This is a genomic window from Acidaminococcus nyctereutis, from assembly GCF_052216985.1.
Lineage (GTDB): Bacteria > Bacillota > Negativicutes > Acidaminococcales > Acidaminococcaceae > Acidaminococcus > Acidaminococcus fermentans_A.
This window is the reverse complement of sequence record NZ_JBQOUY010000006.1, coordinates 50717-67066: the sequence shown is the minus strand read 5'-3', so window position 1 is coordinate 67066 and position 16350 is coordinate 50717. Positions and strand designations below refer to the sequence as shown.

At 54.5% G+C, this 16350-nt stretch carries 14 protein-coding genes, 1 tRNA gene and 1 riboswitch; all 15 genes read left to right on the top strand.

The window, feature by feature from the left end:
* Positions 1–11: 11 nt before the first annotated feature.
* The 15 genes from ACTUHY_RS04850 to ACTUHY_RS04780 all read left to right on the top strand — a co-directional run bounded on the left by ACTUHY_RS04850 (position 12) and on the right by ACTUHY_RS04780 (position 16100).
* Positions 12–1172 (top strand): M20 family metallopeptidase, encoded by a 1161-nt coding sequence (locus ACTUHY_RS04850; RefSeq protein ID WP_442826796.1) that lies wholly within the window; start codon positions 12–14, stop codon positions 1170–1172.
* Entirely contained in the window at positions 1129–1299 is a 171-nt protein-coding gene (locus ACTUHY_RS04845) for a hypothetical protein (protein WP_442826795.1), read from the top strand. Before ACTUHY_RS04850 ends, ACTUHY_RS04845 begins: the two co-directional genes overlap by 44 nt.
* Before the next feature lie 91 nt (positions 1300–1390).
* Positions 1391–1972 (top strand): flavodoxin family protein, encoded by a 582-nt coding sequence (locus ACTUHY_RS04840; protein WP_442826794.1) that lies wholly within the window; start codon positions 1391–1393, stop codon positions 1970–1972.
* Positions 1973–2032: 60 nt separating this feature from the next.
* Positions 2033–2109, top strand: a tRNA-Pro gene (locus ACTUHY_RS04835).
* 154 nt (positions 2110–2263) lie between these two features.
* Entirely contained in the window at positions 2264–3874 is a 1611-nt protein-coding gene (locus tag ACTUHY_RS04830; RefSeq protein ID WP_442826793.1) for a peptide chain release factor 3, read from the top strand.
* Between the two features lie 12 nt (positions 3875–3886).
* Positions 3887–4630, top strand: a complete 744-nt coding sequence (locus tag ACTUHY_RS04825; RefSeq protein WP_442826792.1) for a WecB/TagA/CpsF family glycosyltransferase — start codon at positions 3887–3889, stop codon at positions 4628–4630.
* Between the two features lie 129 nt (positions 4631–4759).
* Positions 4760–5407 carry a phosphatidylserine decarboxylase gene (locus ACTUHY_RS04820; protein ID WP_442826791.1) on the top strand — a complete coding sequence of 216 codons (648 nt, stop codon included), beginning with the start codon at positions 4760–4762 and terminating at the stop codon, positions 5405–5407.
* Positions 5404–6093 carry a CDP-diacylglycerol--serine O-phosphatidyltransferase gene (pssA, locus tag ACTUHY_RS04815; RefSeq protein ID WP_442826790.1) on the top strand — a complete coding sequence of 230 codons (690 nt, stop codon included), beginning with the start codon at positions 5404–5406 and terminating at the stop codon, positions 6091–6093. Before ACTUHY_RS04820 ends, pssA begins: the two co-directional genes overlap by 4 nt.
* Before the next feature lie 22 nt (positions 6094–6115).
* Positions 6116–7402 (top strand): glycosyltransferase family 2 protein, encoded by a 1287-nt coding sequence (locus ACTUHY_RS04810; RefSeq protein WP_278675621.1) that lies wholly within the window; start codon positions 6116–6118, stop codon positions 7400–7402.
* A 564-nt stretch (positions 7403–7966) separates the two neighbouring features.
* Positions 7967–8962, top strand: coding sequence for a hypothetical protein (locus tag ACTUHY_RS04805; RefSeq protein WP_442826789.1), 996 nt, complete (start codon positions 7967–7969; stop codon positions 8960–8962).
* A gap of 67 nt (positions 8963–9029) precedes the next feature.
* Positions 9030–9191, top strand: a riboswitch (M-box (ykoK) riboswitch).
* A 259-nt stretch (positions 9192–9450) separates the two neighbouring features.
* On the top strand, positions 9451–12210 hold the full coding sequence (gene mgtA, locus ACTUHY_RS04800) for a magnesium-translocating P-type ATPase (protein ID WP_442826788.1): 2760 nt from the start codon (positions 9451–9453) through the stop codon (positions 12208–12210).
* A 144-nt stretch (positions 12211–12354) separates the two neighbouring features.
* Entirely contained in the window at positions 12355–12477 is a 123-nt protein-coding gene (locus ACTUHY_RS04795; RefSeq protein WP_442826787.1) for a hypothetical protein, read from the top strand.
* Between the two features lie 204 nt (positions 12478–12681).
* Positions 12682–13236 carry an L-2-amino-thiazoline-4-carboxylic acid hydrolase gene (locus ACTUHY_RS04790; RefSeq protein ID WP_442826786.1) on the top strand — a complete coding sequence of 185 codons (555 nt, stop codon included), beginning with the start codon at positions 12682–12684 and terminating at the stop codon, positions 13234–13236.
* 1 nt (position 13237) lies between these two features.
* Positions 13238–14674, top strand: coding sequence for a Na+/H+ antiporter NhaC (gene nhaC / locus ACTUHY_RS04785; RefSeq protein WP_442826785.1), 1437 nt, complete (start codon positions 13238–13240; stop codon positions 14672–14674).
* 478 nt (positions 14675–15152) lie between these two features.
* A complete protein-coding gene (locus ACTUHY_RS04780) occupies positions 15153–16100 on the top strand; it encodes a hypothetical protein (protein ID WP_442826784.1) in 948 nt (315 codons plus the stop codon).
* Positions 16101–16350 lie beyond the last annotated feature (250 nt).

Below are 16350 nucleotides of genomic sequence, written 5' to 3'. Positions count from 1 at the left end.
AGTAGGATAGCATGGAAGCACTGGATCAGCAGCTGAAAGCATATATCGACGGGCACCGGCAGGAGATGCTGGACCTGTGGAAAGAAATCGTGGACACGGAAAGCGGCCCGAAACAGATCGCCGGCGTGAATGCAGTGGGGACCCTCCTCCAGCGGGAACTGGAACAGGCTGGGGCAGCCGTGCGCCGGGTGCCAGCGGAACAGGCCGGAGACCTGATTGTGGGGGACTGGAATCCGGAGGCGCCCGGGAAGCCGGTGGTCTTCATGGGCCATATGGATACGGTGTTCCCGGCAGGGGAAGCAGAGCGGAACCCCTTCCGGGTGGATGAGGAGGGAAATGCCCATGGTCCCGGGGTCCTGGATATGAAGGCAGGATTGGTGATCGGCCTCTATGCCCTGAAGGCCCTCCAGTCCATCGGCTGGAAGGAGCGTCCCATCCGGTTCCTGGGGGTCCCGGATGAGGAGACCCTCCACATGTTCTCCAATGCCAAGGCCCTGATCGCTCAGGAAACGGCGGGGGCTGGGGCCGTCTTCAACTTCGAACCGGGTCCCCTGGGCAACAAGCTGGTCATCGGGCGCTATGGCGGAGGACCGGTCTCTATCACGGTACACGGGGTGGCAGCCCATTCCGGCAGCGCTCCGGAAAAGGGCCGATCGGCAGTGCTGGAAGCAGCCCATAAGATCATCGAACTGGAAGCGGCCAACGATATCCCCCGGGGGAAATTGATCAACTGCGGGGCCGTGGAAGGGGGCATCGGGGAAAACACCATCCCGGATTCCTGTAAGATCCGGATTGGCATCCGCTACCGGAATGCGGCCATCGGGGACGAGATCTTTGCCCTTTTGCGCCAGGTGACGGAGCAGTGTACCGTGGAAGGGACTTGGGCGGAACTGGATGTGAGCCGGGTGATGCAGTGTATGGATACCACTGAGGGGGTAAAGGCTCTCTATACCCATGTGGCAGATACAGGGGAGGCCCTGGGCATGGGGCGGATCGAAGGTATCCAAGTGGGCGGCCTGTCCGACGCAGGGATCCCAGCCGGCAGCGGCATCCCCACCCTGTGCGGTATGGGGGTCCGGGGCGAAGGGGCCCATACGGACCGGGAATATGCCCAGGTGGAATCTCTTTATGAGCGGTGTCTCCTGGCGGCCGCTGCCGTCCGTACCCTGTGAGGCGGCCATGGACCGGAGAGTCATCGCCAATGTGATCTTGGGCTTCGGCTGCATCGCCCTGGTCCAACAGGAATTCTTCCTGGGGGCAGGGCTGATTGCCCTGAGCTGTGTGGTGCGGAAACAGTGAAAGGATCTGACAGCTTGACCGGGAATGTTGACCGGTCGTGGTATAATAAATATGTATCAAAAAATATTACATTTCAAAGGAGACGGATGGAATGAAAGTTTTACTGCTCAACGGCAGCCGGCGGGAAAACGGCTGCACTTATACAGCCCTGTCCCTGGTGGCCAAGGAACTGGAAAAAGCCGGGATCGATACGGAGATCGTCTATATCGGCCTCAATGCCGTGAACGGGAAGTTGGATGAGCTGGTGAAGGAATGTGCCACCAAGATGAAAGAAGCAGACGGGCTGGTCATCGGTTCCCCGGTGTATTACGCTTCTCCCACCGGAGAGATCCAGGTGTTCCTGGACCGGTTCGCTGGAGTGGCGGGGGCCGATATGCGTCTGAAACCGGCGGCAGCCATCGCTTCTGCCCGGAGAGCTGGCACCAGCACCACATTGGATGTGCTGAACAAATACCTGATGTACAATGAAATGCCGGTGGTGTCTTCCAATTACTGGAACATGGTCCATGGGAGCAAGCCGGAAGATGTGCTCCAGGACAAGGAAGGCGTCCAGATCATGGAAACCCTGGGGAAGAACATGGCCTGGCTGCTGCAATGTCTGGAAGCCGGCAAAAAAGCAGGGGTGGAAGGACCGGCCAAACCGGTGAAAGTGATGACCAATTTCATCCGCTGAAAAAAATCCAAAAAAGTGCTTGACGGCTCCTGATATTTGCCGTATAATAGCTCTTGTGTTCGGGGCGTAGCGCAGTTTGGTAGCGCGCTTCCTTGGGGTGGAAGAGGTCGTGAGTTCGAATCTCGCCGCTCCGACCATTTAATCGAACGGAACGCCACAAAGGTCAGCTTTGTGGCGTTTTTTCATATGTAAAAGCTGCTGGGGACAGGTGACCGGATCCGGCAGCCATGCTATAATTATCATGGAAATCTTTGAGCCAATCGTAAGTTGAGTACAGGAGGAATGCCTTGCATGTCTGAGCTGCAGGATAAAATCGCGAAAAGAAGGACCTTTGCCATTATTTCTCATCCGGATGCCGGGAAGACCACGCTGACGGAGAAGTTATTGCTCTATGGAGGGGCCATCCATCTGGCTGGTTCCGTGAAATCCCGGAAAGCCAATAAACATGCCGTCTCGGACTGGATGGAAATCGAAAAACAGAGAGGGATCTCTGTCACCTCTTCGGTACTGCAGTTCGATTATGACGGGTACCGGGTGAATATCCTGGATACCCCGGGGCACCAGGACTTCTCAGAAGATACCTACCGGACCTTGATCGCTGCCGACAGCGCCGTGATGCTGATCGATGCGGCCAAAGGGGTGGAACCCCAGACCAAGAAGCTGTTCTGGGTCTGCCACCGGAGGAAACTGCCCATCTTCACTTTTGTGAACAAATTGGACCGGTACGGCCGGGCTCCTATGGATCTGATGGACGAAATCGAAAAGGTGCTGCACATCAACGCCTATCCCATCAACTGGCCCATCGGCACGGACGGCCACTACATCGGGGTCTACGACCGGCTGAAGAAGCAGGTAGAACTGTTCGACAATGACAGCAGCCACGGCTCCAAGATCCTGAAGAGCACCACCGGCAGCCTGGACGACCCGGCCATCCGGGATGCCATCGGAGAAGCCAATCTCCAGACCCTGATGGACGATATCGAACTCCTGGATATGGCTGGGGATGAATTCGATCTGGAAAAAGTCGATGCAGGGGAACTGACACCCATGTTCTTCGGGTCTGCCATGACCAACTTCGGGGTCCGGAGCTTCCTGGAGAAGTTCTTGGAACTGTCTCCGGAACCCCAGCCTCGGAAACTGAAGGACGGGGGTGTGGTGAATCCCGGCGACGAAGATTTCACAGCCTTTATCTTCAAAATCCAGGCCAATATGAACCCGGCCCACCGGGACCGGATCTCCTTTATGCGGATCTGTTCCGGGGTGTTCGAAAAGGGGATGACCGTCTGGCATGTCCAGGGACAGAAACCGGTGAAACTGGCCCAGCCCCAGCAGTTCATGGCCCAGGAGAGGACCACGGTGGAGAAAGCTTATCCTGGGGACATCATCGGGGTGTTCGATCCAGGGATCTTCACTATCGGGGATACCCTGTGCAATGAGAAACACCCGGTGCAGTTCGAGGATTTTCCCATTTTCCCGCCGGAAATCTTCGCCAAGGTCCAGCCCAAGGATTCCATGAAACGGAAGCAGTTCGAGAAGGGCATCGTCCAGCTGGCCCAGGAAGGGGCCATCCAGGTGTTCCGGCAGAAGGATATCGGGATGGAAAGCTTCGTGGTGGGTGTGGTAGGCGTGTTGCAGCTGGAAGTATTGGAATACCGGCTGCTGAACGAATACAACGCCAAACTGCTCATGGACCAGCTGCCTTATTCGGTGGCCCGGTGGGTCTACGCAGACGATCCGGAACTGATCCGGAACATCAAGGGCCTGGATAATGGGATGCTGGTGTACGATAAACTAGACCGTCCTGTGGTGCTGGTCTCCAACGAATGGAACTTGAACTGGATCCTGGAACGGAACCCGGGAATCAATTTCACCCAGGTGCCCAGCGAAGCAAGGGCGATTTAAGGAGCTGAATATATGGACAACAAGAAATCTGCCATGGATATCCTGGGGGTCCCGGTGACGCCTTTCTCCATGGCAGAAGCGGTAGCCTGGCTCATGGACCGGGTGGAGCAGGAACAGCCTACCCAGGTGGTCACGGCCAATGCAGAGATCATCATGATGGCCCAGAAGCTGCCGGCTTACAAGGCATTGTTGGAGAAGACGGATTTAATCCTGGCTGACGGGGCCGGCACCGTATGGGCCGGGCGGACTCTGGGGCACCAGGTGCCGGAACGAGTGGCCGGTTTCGATCTGTTCCTGGAGCTCCTGAAAGACGGAGCCCGGCGGGGGACAAGATTCTTCCTGTTCGGTGCTGCTCCGGGAATCGCCGAAGCGGCAGCCAAGAAAGCCGAAGAGATCGCTCCCGGGGTCCAGATCGTGGGCACCCGGAACGGCTATTTCACCCAGGCCGACGAACCGGAGATCATCCAGCAGATCAACGGAAGCGGCGCCCAGGTACTTTTCGCTGCCCTGGGAGCCCCCAAACAGGAGTTCTGGCTGGAAGAACACCGGGATGCCCTGAAGCCGGCCCTGCGGGTAGGCTTAGGGGGCAGCTTCGACGTGCTGGCCGGCAAGATGGAACGGGCCCCCAAGTGGATGCAGGAAGCGTCCCTGGAATGGCTGTTCCGGTTGTACAAGCAGCCCAGCCGCCTGGGCCGGATGATGGCCCTGCCCCAGTTCGTGGTGAAGGTGCTGGAATACAAACATTGCCATAAATGAACCATGGGGTGTCTGCCCCCACCGTTTCACAGCCGTTCAGAGCCGTCGGACCCAGCGTGGGACCGGGAGGGAATCTTGGACAAAGGAACGGAGATAAGGTATAATGAAACGATGGGTGGAGGTGAAGTCGTGACGAAATACAAATATAGAGTTGTCAAAGAAGGTTATCCTTTCATTGGGACCATGCTGGCCGTGGCTGTACTGGCCGGGTACGTGGCCGGGCCGGTATTTGCCGTGGCTCCGGTGGTCCTGATGGTTTATTTCATCTATTTCTTCCGGAACCGGGTGCTGGATGTGAAGCAGGATCCTGATATCCTGTATTCCCCGGCGGACGGCACGGTGATGGGAGTGGAAGAATTTTTCGATAAAGAATTCCTCAACGAACCTGCCAAAAAAGTGACGATCTTCCTGTCCGTATTCAATGTGCATACCAACCGGTCGCCCATGACCGGACTGATCAAGTATATGCGCTATACCTGCGGAGGGTATGAACCGGCTTTCAAGGATTCAGCCCCGGTGGTGAATGAGCGGATGGCCATCGGCCTGGACAACGGCACCAACCGGATCCTGGTGATCCAGATCGCCGGCATCCTGGCCCGCCGGATCGTATCCTGGACCAGCTTGGGCAGCCGGCTGAAACAGGGCGAATGCTATGGGATGATCAAGTTCGGGTCCTGCACGGAACTAGTGGTCCCTCGTTCGGTGGAAATCATGGTGCGCAAGGGAGACAAAGTGCAGGGCGGCATCAGTATCATCGGGAGGCAGAGAGCAGAATGAACTACAAACGCATGGTCCCCAACAGCATCAGTGGCCTGAGCCAGATGCTGGGACTCATTTCCATTTATCTGTCCATGGAGAAAAGCTTCAACCTGGCAGCGATTTTCATCATCCTGGCCATCCTGGCCGATTCCTGTGACGGCCGTGCCGCCCGGGCCCTGGGGGTCAGCGGACCTTTCGGCGTGGAAATGGATTCCCTCTGCGATGTGTGTTCCTTCGGGATGGCGCCTGCCGTACTGATCTATACTTATTCCCTCCAGCAGCTGGGCGTGCCTGGGATGATCATCTCCGGCCTCTTTGCCTTCGGGGCAGCCATGCGGCTGGCTCGGTTCAATGTGAACGTCACGGCCATCCACGGGTATTTCCAGGGGATGCCGGCGCCGGCCGGGGCCTGCGTCATCGTCACCTTCGTTTTGGGCGGGATGCAGATCAGCCCGCTGCTCACGGCCCTGCTCACCGTAGCCGTGGCCTGCCTCATGTACAGCGATGTGAAGTATCCGGATTTCAAGGGCCATGGGAACCCTCTGTTCCGGGTGCCGGTGATCATCGCCTTCATCCTGGGGGCCCTGGTGCTCTGGAGCGATGTGAAGGCCTGGCCTTTTGTGATCATGTTCACCTATACCCTCTGCGGGGTACTCAATGCTGTGTATGTGAAAATAACGGGGAAACAGGCCGTCTTTAAATAAGAGGAGGAAGCTAGAGGTTTTTATGAGCACGTATTTTGATATCATCATGGTTCCCCTCCAAGTGCTGATCGTCTTTTTCACCATCTATTATTTCGTGATTTCTCTATTCGGCATCCTGCCCCGGAAAAAAGAAAAGAAGATCCTGACTCCCAAAACCACTTTTGCTGTGATCGTCGCTGCCCACAATGAAGAAAAAGTCATCGGAGAACTGGTGGAGAACCTCCATATGCTCCGGTATCCCGATGAACTGTACGATATCTTCGTTATTGCGGACAACTGCAAGGATCATACGGCAGCAGTGGCCCGGGAAGCGGGCGCCCTGGTATACGAACGGTTCAACCAGGAGGAAGTGGGCAAGGGGTTTGCCCTGGAATGGATGTTCCGGCAGCTGTTCGCGTTGGACCGGCAGTATGATGCCGTAGCCATCTTCGATGCGGACAACCTGGTGCACCCGGATTTCCTGAAGGAAATGAACAACCGATTCTGCAAAGGAGAGAAGCTGATCCAGGGGTATCTGGATGTGAAGAACCCCAACGACAGCTGGGTCAGCGGCACTTTTGCCATCAACTTCTGGATCGTCAACCATGTGTGGCACCTGGCCAAATACACCATCGGGCTCTCCAGCGTGTTCGGGGGCACCGGCATGGTGATTGCCACGGAAGTGCTGAAAAAATATGGCTGGAAGGCCACCTGCCTCACAGAAGACATGGAATTCACCATGAAATGCCTGCTGGAAGGCATCCCCACCACCTGGTGCCAGGATGCCATCATCTACGACGAAAAGCCCCAGACCTTCAAGGCTTCCTGGAACCAGCGGAAGCGGTGGGCCCAGGGCCAGTTCGATGTGGCAGGCCGGTATATGGGGAAACTGCTGAAAGAAGGGATCCGGAAGCGGGATATCGTGATCCTGGATGGGGTCATCGATGTGTTCCAGCCCTATTTTATGCTGATTTCCACCTTCTTCGTGCTCTGCAGCACCATCTATAATTTCGTGCCTTTCTACACCAATGTGCTCTATGCCCTGCTGCCCTACCATGTGTGGCAGGTGATCGGGGTAGCCCAGTATCTGATCCCGGCCATCATCTTGTTCAAGATCAACGCAGCGCCGAAATCCTGGTTCTACACCCTATTCTATCCACTCCTGCTCTACAGCTGGGTGCCCATCACCATCTTGGGCTTCCTGCACAGGCATGAGCATGTGTGGAGCCACACCATCCACACCCGGAGCATCAGCTTCAACGATGTGCTGGTGCCGGAAAGCGCAGAGACCGGACCGAAGCAGATCATTTTGCCGAAAGAGAAGAGATGAGAAAACGGGGGTGTTGCACGTTGCGTGTAACACCCCCTCTGTCTAGGGGCAGCAAAGCTGCCCGTCACTGGTCACTGGCCGATGGAAAGAACCCGTGGCTGGCGGGTTCTTTCGAATAAAAATAGGACTATACTTTTCTTTTAATCCGTTGCTTGTCTAGCGTTTTTCTGGAGAAGCAAGGACAAGACAAAGGCGCGTCCGAGCCAGCATCATACAATGAAAGGCAGCCGTAACCCGGCTGCCTTCCTTCGTCCAGTGACAAGTGACCAATGACAGGGCTGTGAAAAATGATTCTTCATTTTTTCACAGCCCCTTTTTACGGAAAGCTGGGCGTCTAAAGCTAACACACGGTATGCACGGCCCCAGTCCTCCCTGTGAGGGGAGGGGGACCGGGCGCAAGCACGGTGGTGGGGGCATCAGCGATAGCCGATATTTTGCAGGAGCAAGGGACAACAGTGGATGGTACGAGAGAACTGGAAATGGGGATAAATATGATTCTGTCCGGACTAATACCCACATTCTTTGTTATAGTTAAGGAAAAGAAGAAATCCAGGAGGGGATAATATGGAACTGGACGCAATCATGGGAAAGATCCGGGATGGTTTGACTGGAGATACGGAGAGAGATATCCGGTATCTGGAGAAATGTGCTGAAATGTATCGGACCCACCCGCTGCATCTGGAAATTGCCCGGGCTTGCGGACGGATGATTACCCAAATGCTGCCAGAAGATGTACAGAAAGAGACGGAAAGACTTTCACAACAGGCAATCGAAGAGATGGAAGGAAAAGTGGAACAGGCCAATTTCCTTCAGTATCAGAAAAAATACCAGGAAGCACTGGAGATGCTAGAACCGGTTGTCAAGGATGTGGATGAAACATCTTTTTTGAAGGATGATTCTGTCAGTGGGTATCATACCTTCAGGGAACCGTTGCAATTCCTTTTATATGACTTTTTATATGGAAACGAGAAAAAGACTCGCTGCTGTGCACTTCCGTATGATAAGGTCTACTTTTCTTATGGATCGCTGCTTATAGACTGCCATCGAGTGCAGGAAGCACAGCAGGCACTGAAAAAAGCGGTACAATGGAATCCTCTCTCCGAGGAAATCTACTTTGAATATGTGGAGACCTATAAAATGCTGGGTGATTTGGACATGTTCCACCGTGAAACCATGAAAGCTTTTTCCTGGCTTTATACTCCGGAGGGAATGGCTAGAGCCTATCGGAATATAGGTTATTATTTCGTAGAAAAGGGAGAATATAGGACAGCAGCAGACTGTTATTTCCTCAGTATGCATTATGAAAACTCGAAACAGGCTCAATCAGAGCTGTTCTATATCTTTAAAACGGCAGGTGTAAAATTCGAAGCACCTGACTGTACACGACTTAAGGAATGTGCCAGGAAAAATCATCTGCCACTGGGTTACAATCAGGAAGTCATGGCCATTCTCTATGCAGCTGTAGAACATTTTCAAGAGGAAAAAGATGAGAAATCGGAGAAATACTATAAAGAGTATCTGGATTGCATGATTGAAGATCAGGTTCAGTGGATGGAATGAAGAGACAGCCCATTTTGTGCCATCCTTGACAAAATCCTCTTAACTTGTTATAGTATGGATATCAACAGAATAGTTCCGGTAGGCCAGGCTCCTACAGGGATATGGACTGCTGCCGCAACAGGATGGAGACATCCCGCGTAGGTCTGAACAGGCTGCGTCAAATAAGAAGGCGCCGCATAATGCAGTTTCACCGCCCTGTAGAGTTAAAGCTCGTACGGTGGCAGTGGATGCAGGCAGTTTCCATTGAAGAAGTGTTTGTCTTTGTCGCCGTTCGGGGAAGCCCCGGACGGCTTTTCTGTTATATCTGATCTGAGTCCTCGAAAGGTGGTGGCAAAGCATGGACGGCGCAAGTGGAGGCAGTCATCCTCACAGTTTGGGCAGCGGGACTTTTACAGACTGGCAGTGCCGGTCCAGTTTTGCTGCGCAGTTTTGAGCTGACGGCCTCTTAAAGAGGGGGAACGGCCCCCGGATTTCTTTAGGAGGATAGTATGAAAAAAGAAAATAGGGACAAAAAATTCCAGCTGGCGGCCCAGAAGGCACAGGCATGGCTCCTGGAGGCGGCTGCCCTGGAGGGGAAAGACGTGATGGATCGGTACGGAACCGGTCCAGGGGGGCTCACAAAAGGCCAGGCAGAAGCCTTTCAGGACAGATATGGGGCCAACAAGGTGACCCGGGAGAAGAAGAAGAGCCTGGCCACCCGGCTGATCCAGGCCTTTGTGAATCCCTTTACGGTGATCTTGTTCGTTCTGGCGGGGGTGTCCACGGTCACGGACATCGTCCTGCCTCTCCGGAGCGGGAACCTGGATGACTTCCAGCCGGCAACGGTATGCATCATCCTGACACTGCTGCTGATTTCCGGAGGACTCCGGTTCATCCAAGAAGCCCGGAGCGGAGATGCAGCGGCGAAACTCCTGGAAATGATCACCACCACCTGCACGGTGATCCGGGATGGAGGCCAAAAGCAGGAGATCCCTCTCCAGGATGTGACCATGGGGGACCTGGTGTTCCTGTCCACCGGGGATATGGTGCCGGCGGATCTGCGGATCCTGGAATCCCGGGACCTGTTCGTGAGCCAGGCTTCCCTGACTGGGGAAAGCGCGCCCCAGGAAAAAACATCCTGCAGGGTGGAAGCGGCCGGAGAAAAGGCCGTGACGGAACTGTCGGACCTGGCCTTCATGGGGACCAACGTGATCTCCGGCTCTGCCACCGGCCTGGTATTGGGCATCGGGGACCATACCCTTTTCGGGAGCATGGCCAGTTCCATGGCCCAAGAGGCTCCGGAAACCAACTTCACCAAAGGGGTGAACTCCGTATCTTGGGTATTGATCCGCTTCATGATGGCAATGGTGCCCCTGGTGTTCTTCATCAACGGGTTTACCAAAGGGGATTGGATCTCCGCCTTCCTCTTCGCCATTTCTGTGGCGGTGGGGCTCACTCCGGAAATGCTCCCCATGATCGTCACCACCTGTCTGGCCAAAGGGGCCGTTTCTATGTCGGAAAAGAAGACGGTGGTGAAAAGCCTGAACTCCATCCAGAGCTTTGGAGCCATGGATGTGCTCTGTACGGATAAGACCGGTACCCTGACCCAGGATCAAGTGGTGCTGGAATACCACCTGGACCCCAACGGACATTCCAGCCAGCGGGTGCTCCGGTATGCCTACCTGAACAGCTATTTCCAGACCGGCTACAAGAACTTCATGGACCGGGCCATCATCGAAAAGACGGAAGACGAGGAACAGGCCGACCCCCAGCTGGTGGACCTGTCAGAAAATTATCAGAAGGTGGACGAGATCCCCTTCGACTTTGCCCGGCGTCGGCTGTCCGTTGTGGTGACGGACCCCAAAGGCCGTACCCAGATGATCACCAAAGGGGCCGTGGAAGAGATGCTCTCTGTCTGTACCTTTGTAGAACGGAACCATGAACCAGTGCCTTTGACGGACGGACTGCGGAAAACCATCCGGTCCGTGGCCGACCATCTGAATGAAGAAGGCATGCGGGTCATCGCCCTAGCCCGGAAGATCAACCCTTCTCCAGTGGGGACTTTCGGGGTGAAGGACGAGGAGGATATGGTGCTCATGGGGTACCTGGCTTTCCTGGATCCTCCCAAGGAAAGCGCCGGACGGGCCATCCAGGCGCTGAAGGATCACGGGGTCGCCACCAAGGTGCTTACCGGGGACAATGAAAAGACCACCCGGTGCATCTGCCGCCAGGTGGGGCTGCCGGTGGAACACATCCTGTTGGGCAGCGACCTGGAAAAGATGGATGAACAGCAGCTGGCAGGGGAAGTGGAACGGACCACCGTGTTCGCCAAACTTTCCCCGGACCAGAAGGCACGGGTGGTGGAAGCCCTCCAAGCCAAAGGCCATACGGTGGGGTTCATGGGGGACGGCATCAATGACGCTCCGGCTCTCAAGATGGCAGATATCGGGATCTCCGTGGATAGCGCCGTAGATATCGCCAAGGAAAGCGCGGACATCATCCTCCTGGAGAAGAGCCTGATGGTGCTGGAAGAAGGCATTGTGGAAGGCCGGAAGACCTACGCCAACATGATCAAATACATCAAGATGACCGCTTCTTCCAACTTCGGGAATATGTTCTCCGTACTGGCGGCCAGCGCCCTGCTGCCGTTTTTGCCCATGAGCAGTCTCCAGCTGCTGATCCTGAACCTGATGTATGAATTCCCCTGCCTGGCCATTCCCTGGGACAATGTGGATGAAGAGTATCTGAAAGTGCCCCGGAACTGGGATGCCTCCAGCATCGGCAGCTTCATGCTGTGGCTGGGGCCCACCAGCTCGGTGTTCGACTGGATCACCTACCTGGTGCTGTATTTCGTGATCTGCCCTCAGGTGGTTTCCGGGGGAGTCACCTACAGCCACATTGCCCCGGACGCGGTGGCGGCCAGCGGGGCTTTTGCAGGGATGGACGTACGGGATGCCTATGAAGCCCTGTTCCAAGCCGGGTGGTTCGTGGAATCCATGTGGACCCAGACACTGGTGATCCACATGCTCCGGACCCCTAAGATCCCCTTTATCCAGAGCCATGCTTCGGCTATGCTTACGGCCATGACCTGGGGCGGCATCGCCTTCTGCACACTGCTTCCCTTTGCTGGGGAAATGGGACGGGCCCTGGGATTTTTGCCTCTGCCAGGGATGTATTTCGGCTTTCTGGCCCTGGTGGTGCTGGCCTATATGCTCCTGGCCACCAGCATCAAGAAAGCCTATATCCGCCATTATGGGGGTCTGCTGTGACGGCTGCTGCCTGCAGCAGCCCTGTCAGCGGTCAGCTGTCAACGGTCAGCGGCCGATAGAAGGAATCTGCGGCAGCAGATTCTCTCCTTAACGATGAACGATGAACGACTAACGATGAACGACCAACGAAAGGAGGGACGGGCCATGCCGAAATTGATGGATATAGAACCGCTGTTCTGGATCGGGATGGGTGCGGTGGCAGCTGTGATCTGCCTTATGCAGATCGTCTGCTGGAGCCAGGCACCGAAAGCCCAGCGCCATGGATGACCGACGATGGGTAAACGAAAAAACGCCATTGGGAAGGATGGGAACGTTCCTTCTGCAATGGCGTTTTTTGTTGGGGGCTGGGGACCTACAAATAGGAGCATAAAATAGACGATGGTTAACATAAAAAGCAATTTGAAAATATTATACACAAAAATGTGAAATTCCTGTATAATAGTCTGTATTCACAACAAGGGGGAGATTTGTATGAGTCAAAAAGAAATCGCGGATTTTATGGAAAAAAGCCGGATCAATGAACCTGCCACTCCAGAAGAATTCCGGGAAGCGGTCCTGGGGGCTTACAAGGACCGGGCCCGGCAGATTTATTTCATCTGGCGGAAGCTGAAAGAACTGTATCCCGAAGTGGATGCCAACCGGGTCATCCGGGAAGGAAGCTGGGATTTCGGGTATTACCAGGGGCAGCAGATCGCCAAAAAATACGGGGCGGAAAATGTTGGGCCTAAGGAAGCCCTGCTGGGGCAGACTTCCCGGGGCGGCCTGCAGGTATTCCAGCAGGAAATCACTGAACTGGATGATGACAAAGCGGTGAAGATCTTCCATCACTGCCCGCATGTGGAAGCCCTCCAAGAACTGGGCCTCTCCCCGGAAGACATCAAGATGTTCTGCCGGGATATGCTGGGCCACTGCGATTACGCCATCTGCGCGGCTTTCCCCCATGTAGACATCGATTTCCCCACCACCATCGCTGACGGGGAAGGGAAGGGCTGCGCCATGACCATTACCAGAAAGAAGGAAAAATAAGATGGCAGAAAAAAAAGAGAAACTGATCCGCAAACCCACCTTCGGGGAAGCGCTGACGCCCTTATTGGGGATGCTCGTCCTCCTGGGCGTAGGTTATGGGAAATTCGGGCTGCCCATCCAGGCCCTACTGATCGTAGCTGCCTTCGTAGCGGCCTTGATCGCCAAGCGGGTGGGGTACGGCTGGGAAGATATGATCGGCGGCATCACCGATAAGATCCATAGCAGCATGGGGTCCCTGTTCGTCATGGTCTGCGTAGGCGGCATGATTGCCAGCTGGATGGTCTCCGGCACGATCCCTCTGCTGATCTACTACGGCATCCAGATCATCAATCCTCATTATTTATATGTCACTGCCTTTTTCGTCTGTGCCGTGATTTCCACCTTTACCGGGACTTCCTTCGGGTCCGCCGGGACCGCTGGGGTGGCCATCATGGGGATCGCCATCGCCCTGGGCCTGCCGCTGGATATCACCGCCGGGGCCGTCCTGTCCGGTGCGGTATTCGGGGATAAACTGTCTCCCCTGTCCGACACCACCATCCTGGCCCCCATTGCAGCAGGGACCACCCTGTACAGACATATCCGCAGCATGATCTACACCACCGGGGCTGCTTCCATTGCCTGCATCGTGGTGTACACCATCCTGGGCTTCAACACCAATGTGAGCGCCCTGGCCAATCCGGAACAGGTGACCGCCATGCTGTCCAACCTGGAAGCCCTGTACCATTTCAACCCCATGCTGCTGCTGCCGCCGGTACTGGTGTTCTGGGGAGCCTATACCAAAAAGCCCACCATCCCCATGCTGCTCCTGTCTTCCGTCATCGCTCTGGCCATGGGCATGATCTTCCAGGGCTTCACCCTGAAAGTGGCCCTGAACGCCTTCGTGAAAGGCTTCAACGTGTCCATGCTGCCCGCTGTGGCCGGAGGGGTCAAGACCTTGAAAGTCATCAACACCCTGCTGAACCGGGGCGGTCTCATGGGCATGATGGGGACCGTACTGTTGGTGTTCTGCGCCTTCGCCTTTGCTGGCGTCTTCAGTAAGGCCGGCTGCATCGAAGTGATCCTGGAACGGGTGAAGTCCTCCATCAATTCTGTGGGCAACCTGATCGCCGCCACCGTAGGTTCCACCCTGTTCATGAGCATCGTGACCGGGAGCTCCTACCTGGCCATCCTGATCCCTGGGGAAATGTTCCAGGACCTGTATAAGAAATTCAAGCTGGCCCCAGAAACCCTTTCCCGTACCCTGGAAGATGCCGGGACCTGCGCCGTCCCCATCGTCCCTTGGTCCGTGGCCGGGACCTATATGGCTGCCACCCTGGGCGTCCCCACCGTCCAGTACATGCCCTACGCCGTGCTGTGCTACGGCAGCATGATCTTCGCCCTGATCTACGGCTATACCGGGATCTTCCTGATCAAGGCAAAGGATGGGGAAGAGGAGTAAGATTGCGACGATAGCCTATATCATTGCAGGAGTCGTTATGTGAATATGGATTGAAAAATCTGGCAGGTGGGGATGGTATCCTCGCCTGCCGGCTTTTTATGTTGCACTATCCAGGTTTTCTACAAAATAACCTTCTGATGCTTATCCATCCACATAGCAGGGGATGATAAGAAGTCAGACACGGCCCAAATGGCCTTGAGACGTCAGACGTCAGCTTTTGTTCGGCCAAGCAGCAGGTTTCTACGGCTTATGGCAGACAATGTTGGCAGATTGTTTTTAAGAAAATTCATATTTTTCAAAAGAAAAGTAGTAAAATAAAGCTGTCGATGATCATAGCCTGGAAGAAAGGAGCTGGATAACACGTTATAAGGAATCGTGTAGTTTTTGCAGAGACTGTCATGACTGGATTTCTCAAGGATGAAGGAGGATTTTTATGAAACGTATTTTGCGATTTTTTCTGATGGGGATTTGTCTTTTCATGATTTCTTCAACTTGCCAGGCGGCTGTACAGGATAAATATCCGCTTCCGGCTCCTTATGCCCAATTGGAAAAGCAGTACCTGCAGGAATATCCTGAGCTGCAGAAGACCATGGATGACATGGTCCTGACTACAGAGAAACAAATGGCGAAACCCCAGAATGATATCCTTCACAATCGGATCTGTACGGCTCTGGTGTACCAGATGGCCAAGCACGATAAGCTTTCTAAAAAAGAAACCCGGCTGGCCATTGCCGGGGACCTGCTGCATAATATCGCCAAACAGGATAAGGAGTATGTGCTGAGCAATCCCATATTGCTGGAAAGTACGGTAAAGACGACAGCAGATCTTCGGAAAAGAGGATATCTGAAAAAATCCCGTGAATTCATGGAAAAACCGGAAATCTTCCAAAATCCCAAATTGGGAAATAATCGGGGCTTGATCCATCATCTGACAGGAGCTGTCCTGGCCGGGGAACTTTTGCAGAAAGAAGGCTTCAAACCAAAAGACATTGCCCTGCTTCAGGCATGTATCGTTGAACATTCAACGGGGTATTGGTATTTTAGGGATCAGGTGGATAAGATGTTCCCCGATGTACCAGAGGCCTGGAAATATGTCTATCCGGAACCTGAAAACCGCTTGGCTGACTATATCCATGATGCAGATTTGGTATCCCAGTTTGTTCCGGCTTCTGTTGTCCCAGAGGGAAGCAAATGGCGGAACCTGGCGACTAACCGCTGGGGGGCTGATCAATCTGCCAAATCCCAGGCTCATGTAGTCTATTACGTATTTGACCGGCTGTATGGAGAAGCCCGTACTCCCATTGGAAAAGCCATGGCCAAAGAAAAATGGGACGGGATCTCTTCTCAGCTGAAACAGCTGATGGGCCTCAAACCCGATGAAGATCCTGTTCAATTATTTGGGGTCCCGGCTTTTTGGAAGAAATGAATCTAGTAAAATGATCAGGGACTCCGTTTGGATCATAGGAGCCTTGTAACCGGCTCCTCAGTTAGGATCCGGATTCTTATGATTAAATACAAACCAGGGCTGTGGAACAAAGCCGACAAAATAAATCGGCAGGTTCTACAGACCTGGTTTTTGTGTTGTCCTAACTTTTCACAAAATGGACTTTCTGGTCCAGGTTTTCTACAAAATAACCTTCTGACGCTTATCCATCCACATAGCAGGGGATGATAAG

Excerpts from the sequence above, each read along its gene's own strand:
- ACTUHY_RS04850 (WP_442826796.1), top strand. The coding sequence starts at position 12 with ATGGAAGCACTGGATCAGCAGCTGAAAGCATATATCGACGGGCACCGG.
- ACTUHY_RS04845 (WP_442826795.1), top strand. The coding sequence starts at position 1,129 with ATGAGCGGTGTCTCCTGGCGGCCGCTGCCGTCCGTACCCTGTGAGGCG.
- ACTUHY_RS04840 (WP_442826794.1), top strand. The coding sequence starts at position 1,391 with ATGAAAGTTTTACTGCTCAACGGCAGCCGGCGGGAAAACGGCTGCACT.
- ACTUHY_RS04830 (WP_442826793.1), top strand. The coding sequence starts at position 2,264 with ATGTCTGAGCTGCAGGATAAAATCGCGAAAAGAAGGACCTTTGCCATT.
- ACTUHY_RS04825 (WP_442826792.1), top strand. The coding sequence starts at position 3,887 with ATGGACAACAAGAAATCTGCCATGGATATCCTGGGGGTCCCGGTGACG.
- pssA (WP_442826790.1), top strand. The coding sequence starts at position 5,404 with ATGAACTACAAACGCATGGTCCCCAACAGCATCAGTGGCCTGAGCCAG.
- ACTUHY_RS04810 (WP_278675621.1), top strand. The coding sequence starts at position 6,116 with ATGAGCACGTATTTTGATATCATCATGGTTCCCCTCCAAGTGCTGATC.
- ACTUHY_RS04805 (WP_442826789.1), top strand. The coding sequence starts at position 7,967 with ATGGAACTGGACGCAATCATGGGAAAGATCCGGGATGGTTTGACTGGA.
- mgtA (WP_442826788.1), top strand. The coding sequence starts at position 9,451 with ATGAAAAAAGAAAATAGGGACAAAAAATTCCAGCTGGCGGCCCAGAAG.
- ACTUHY_RS04795 (WP_442826787.1), top strand. The coding sequence starts at position 12,355 with ATGCCGAAATTGATGGATATAGAACCGCTGTTCTGGATCGGGATGGGT.
- ACTUHY_RS04790 (WP_442826786.1), top strand. The coding sequence starts at position 12,682 with ATGAGTCAAAAAGAAATCGCGGATTTTATGGAAAAAAGCCGGATCAAT.
- nhaC (WP_442826785.1), top strand. The coding sequence starts at position 13,238 with ATGGCAGAAAAAAAAGAGAAACTGATCCGCAAACCCACCTTCGGGGAA.
- ACTUHY_RS04780 (WP_442826784.1), top strand. The coding sequence starts at position 15,153 with ATGATTTCTTCAACTTGCCAGGCGGCTGTACAGGATAAATATCCGCTT.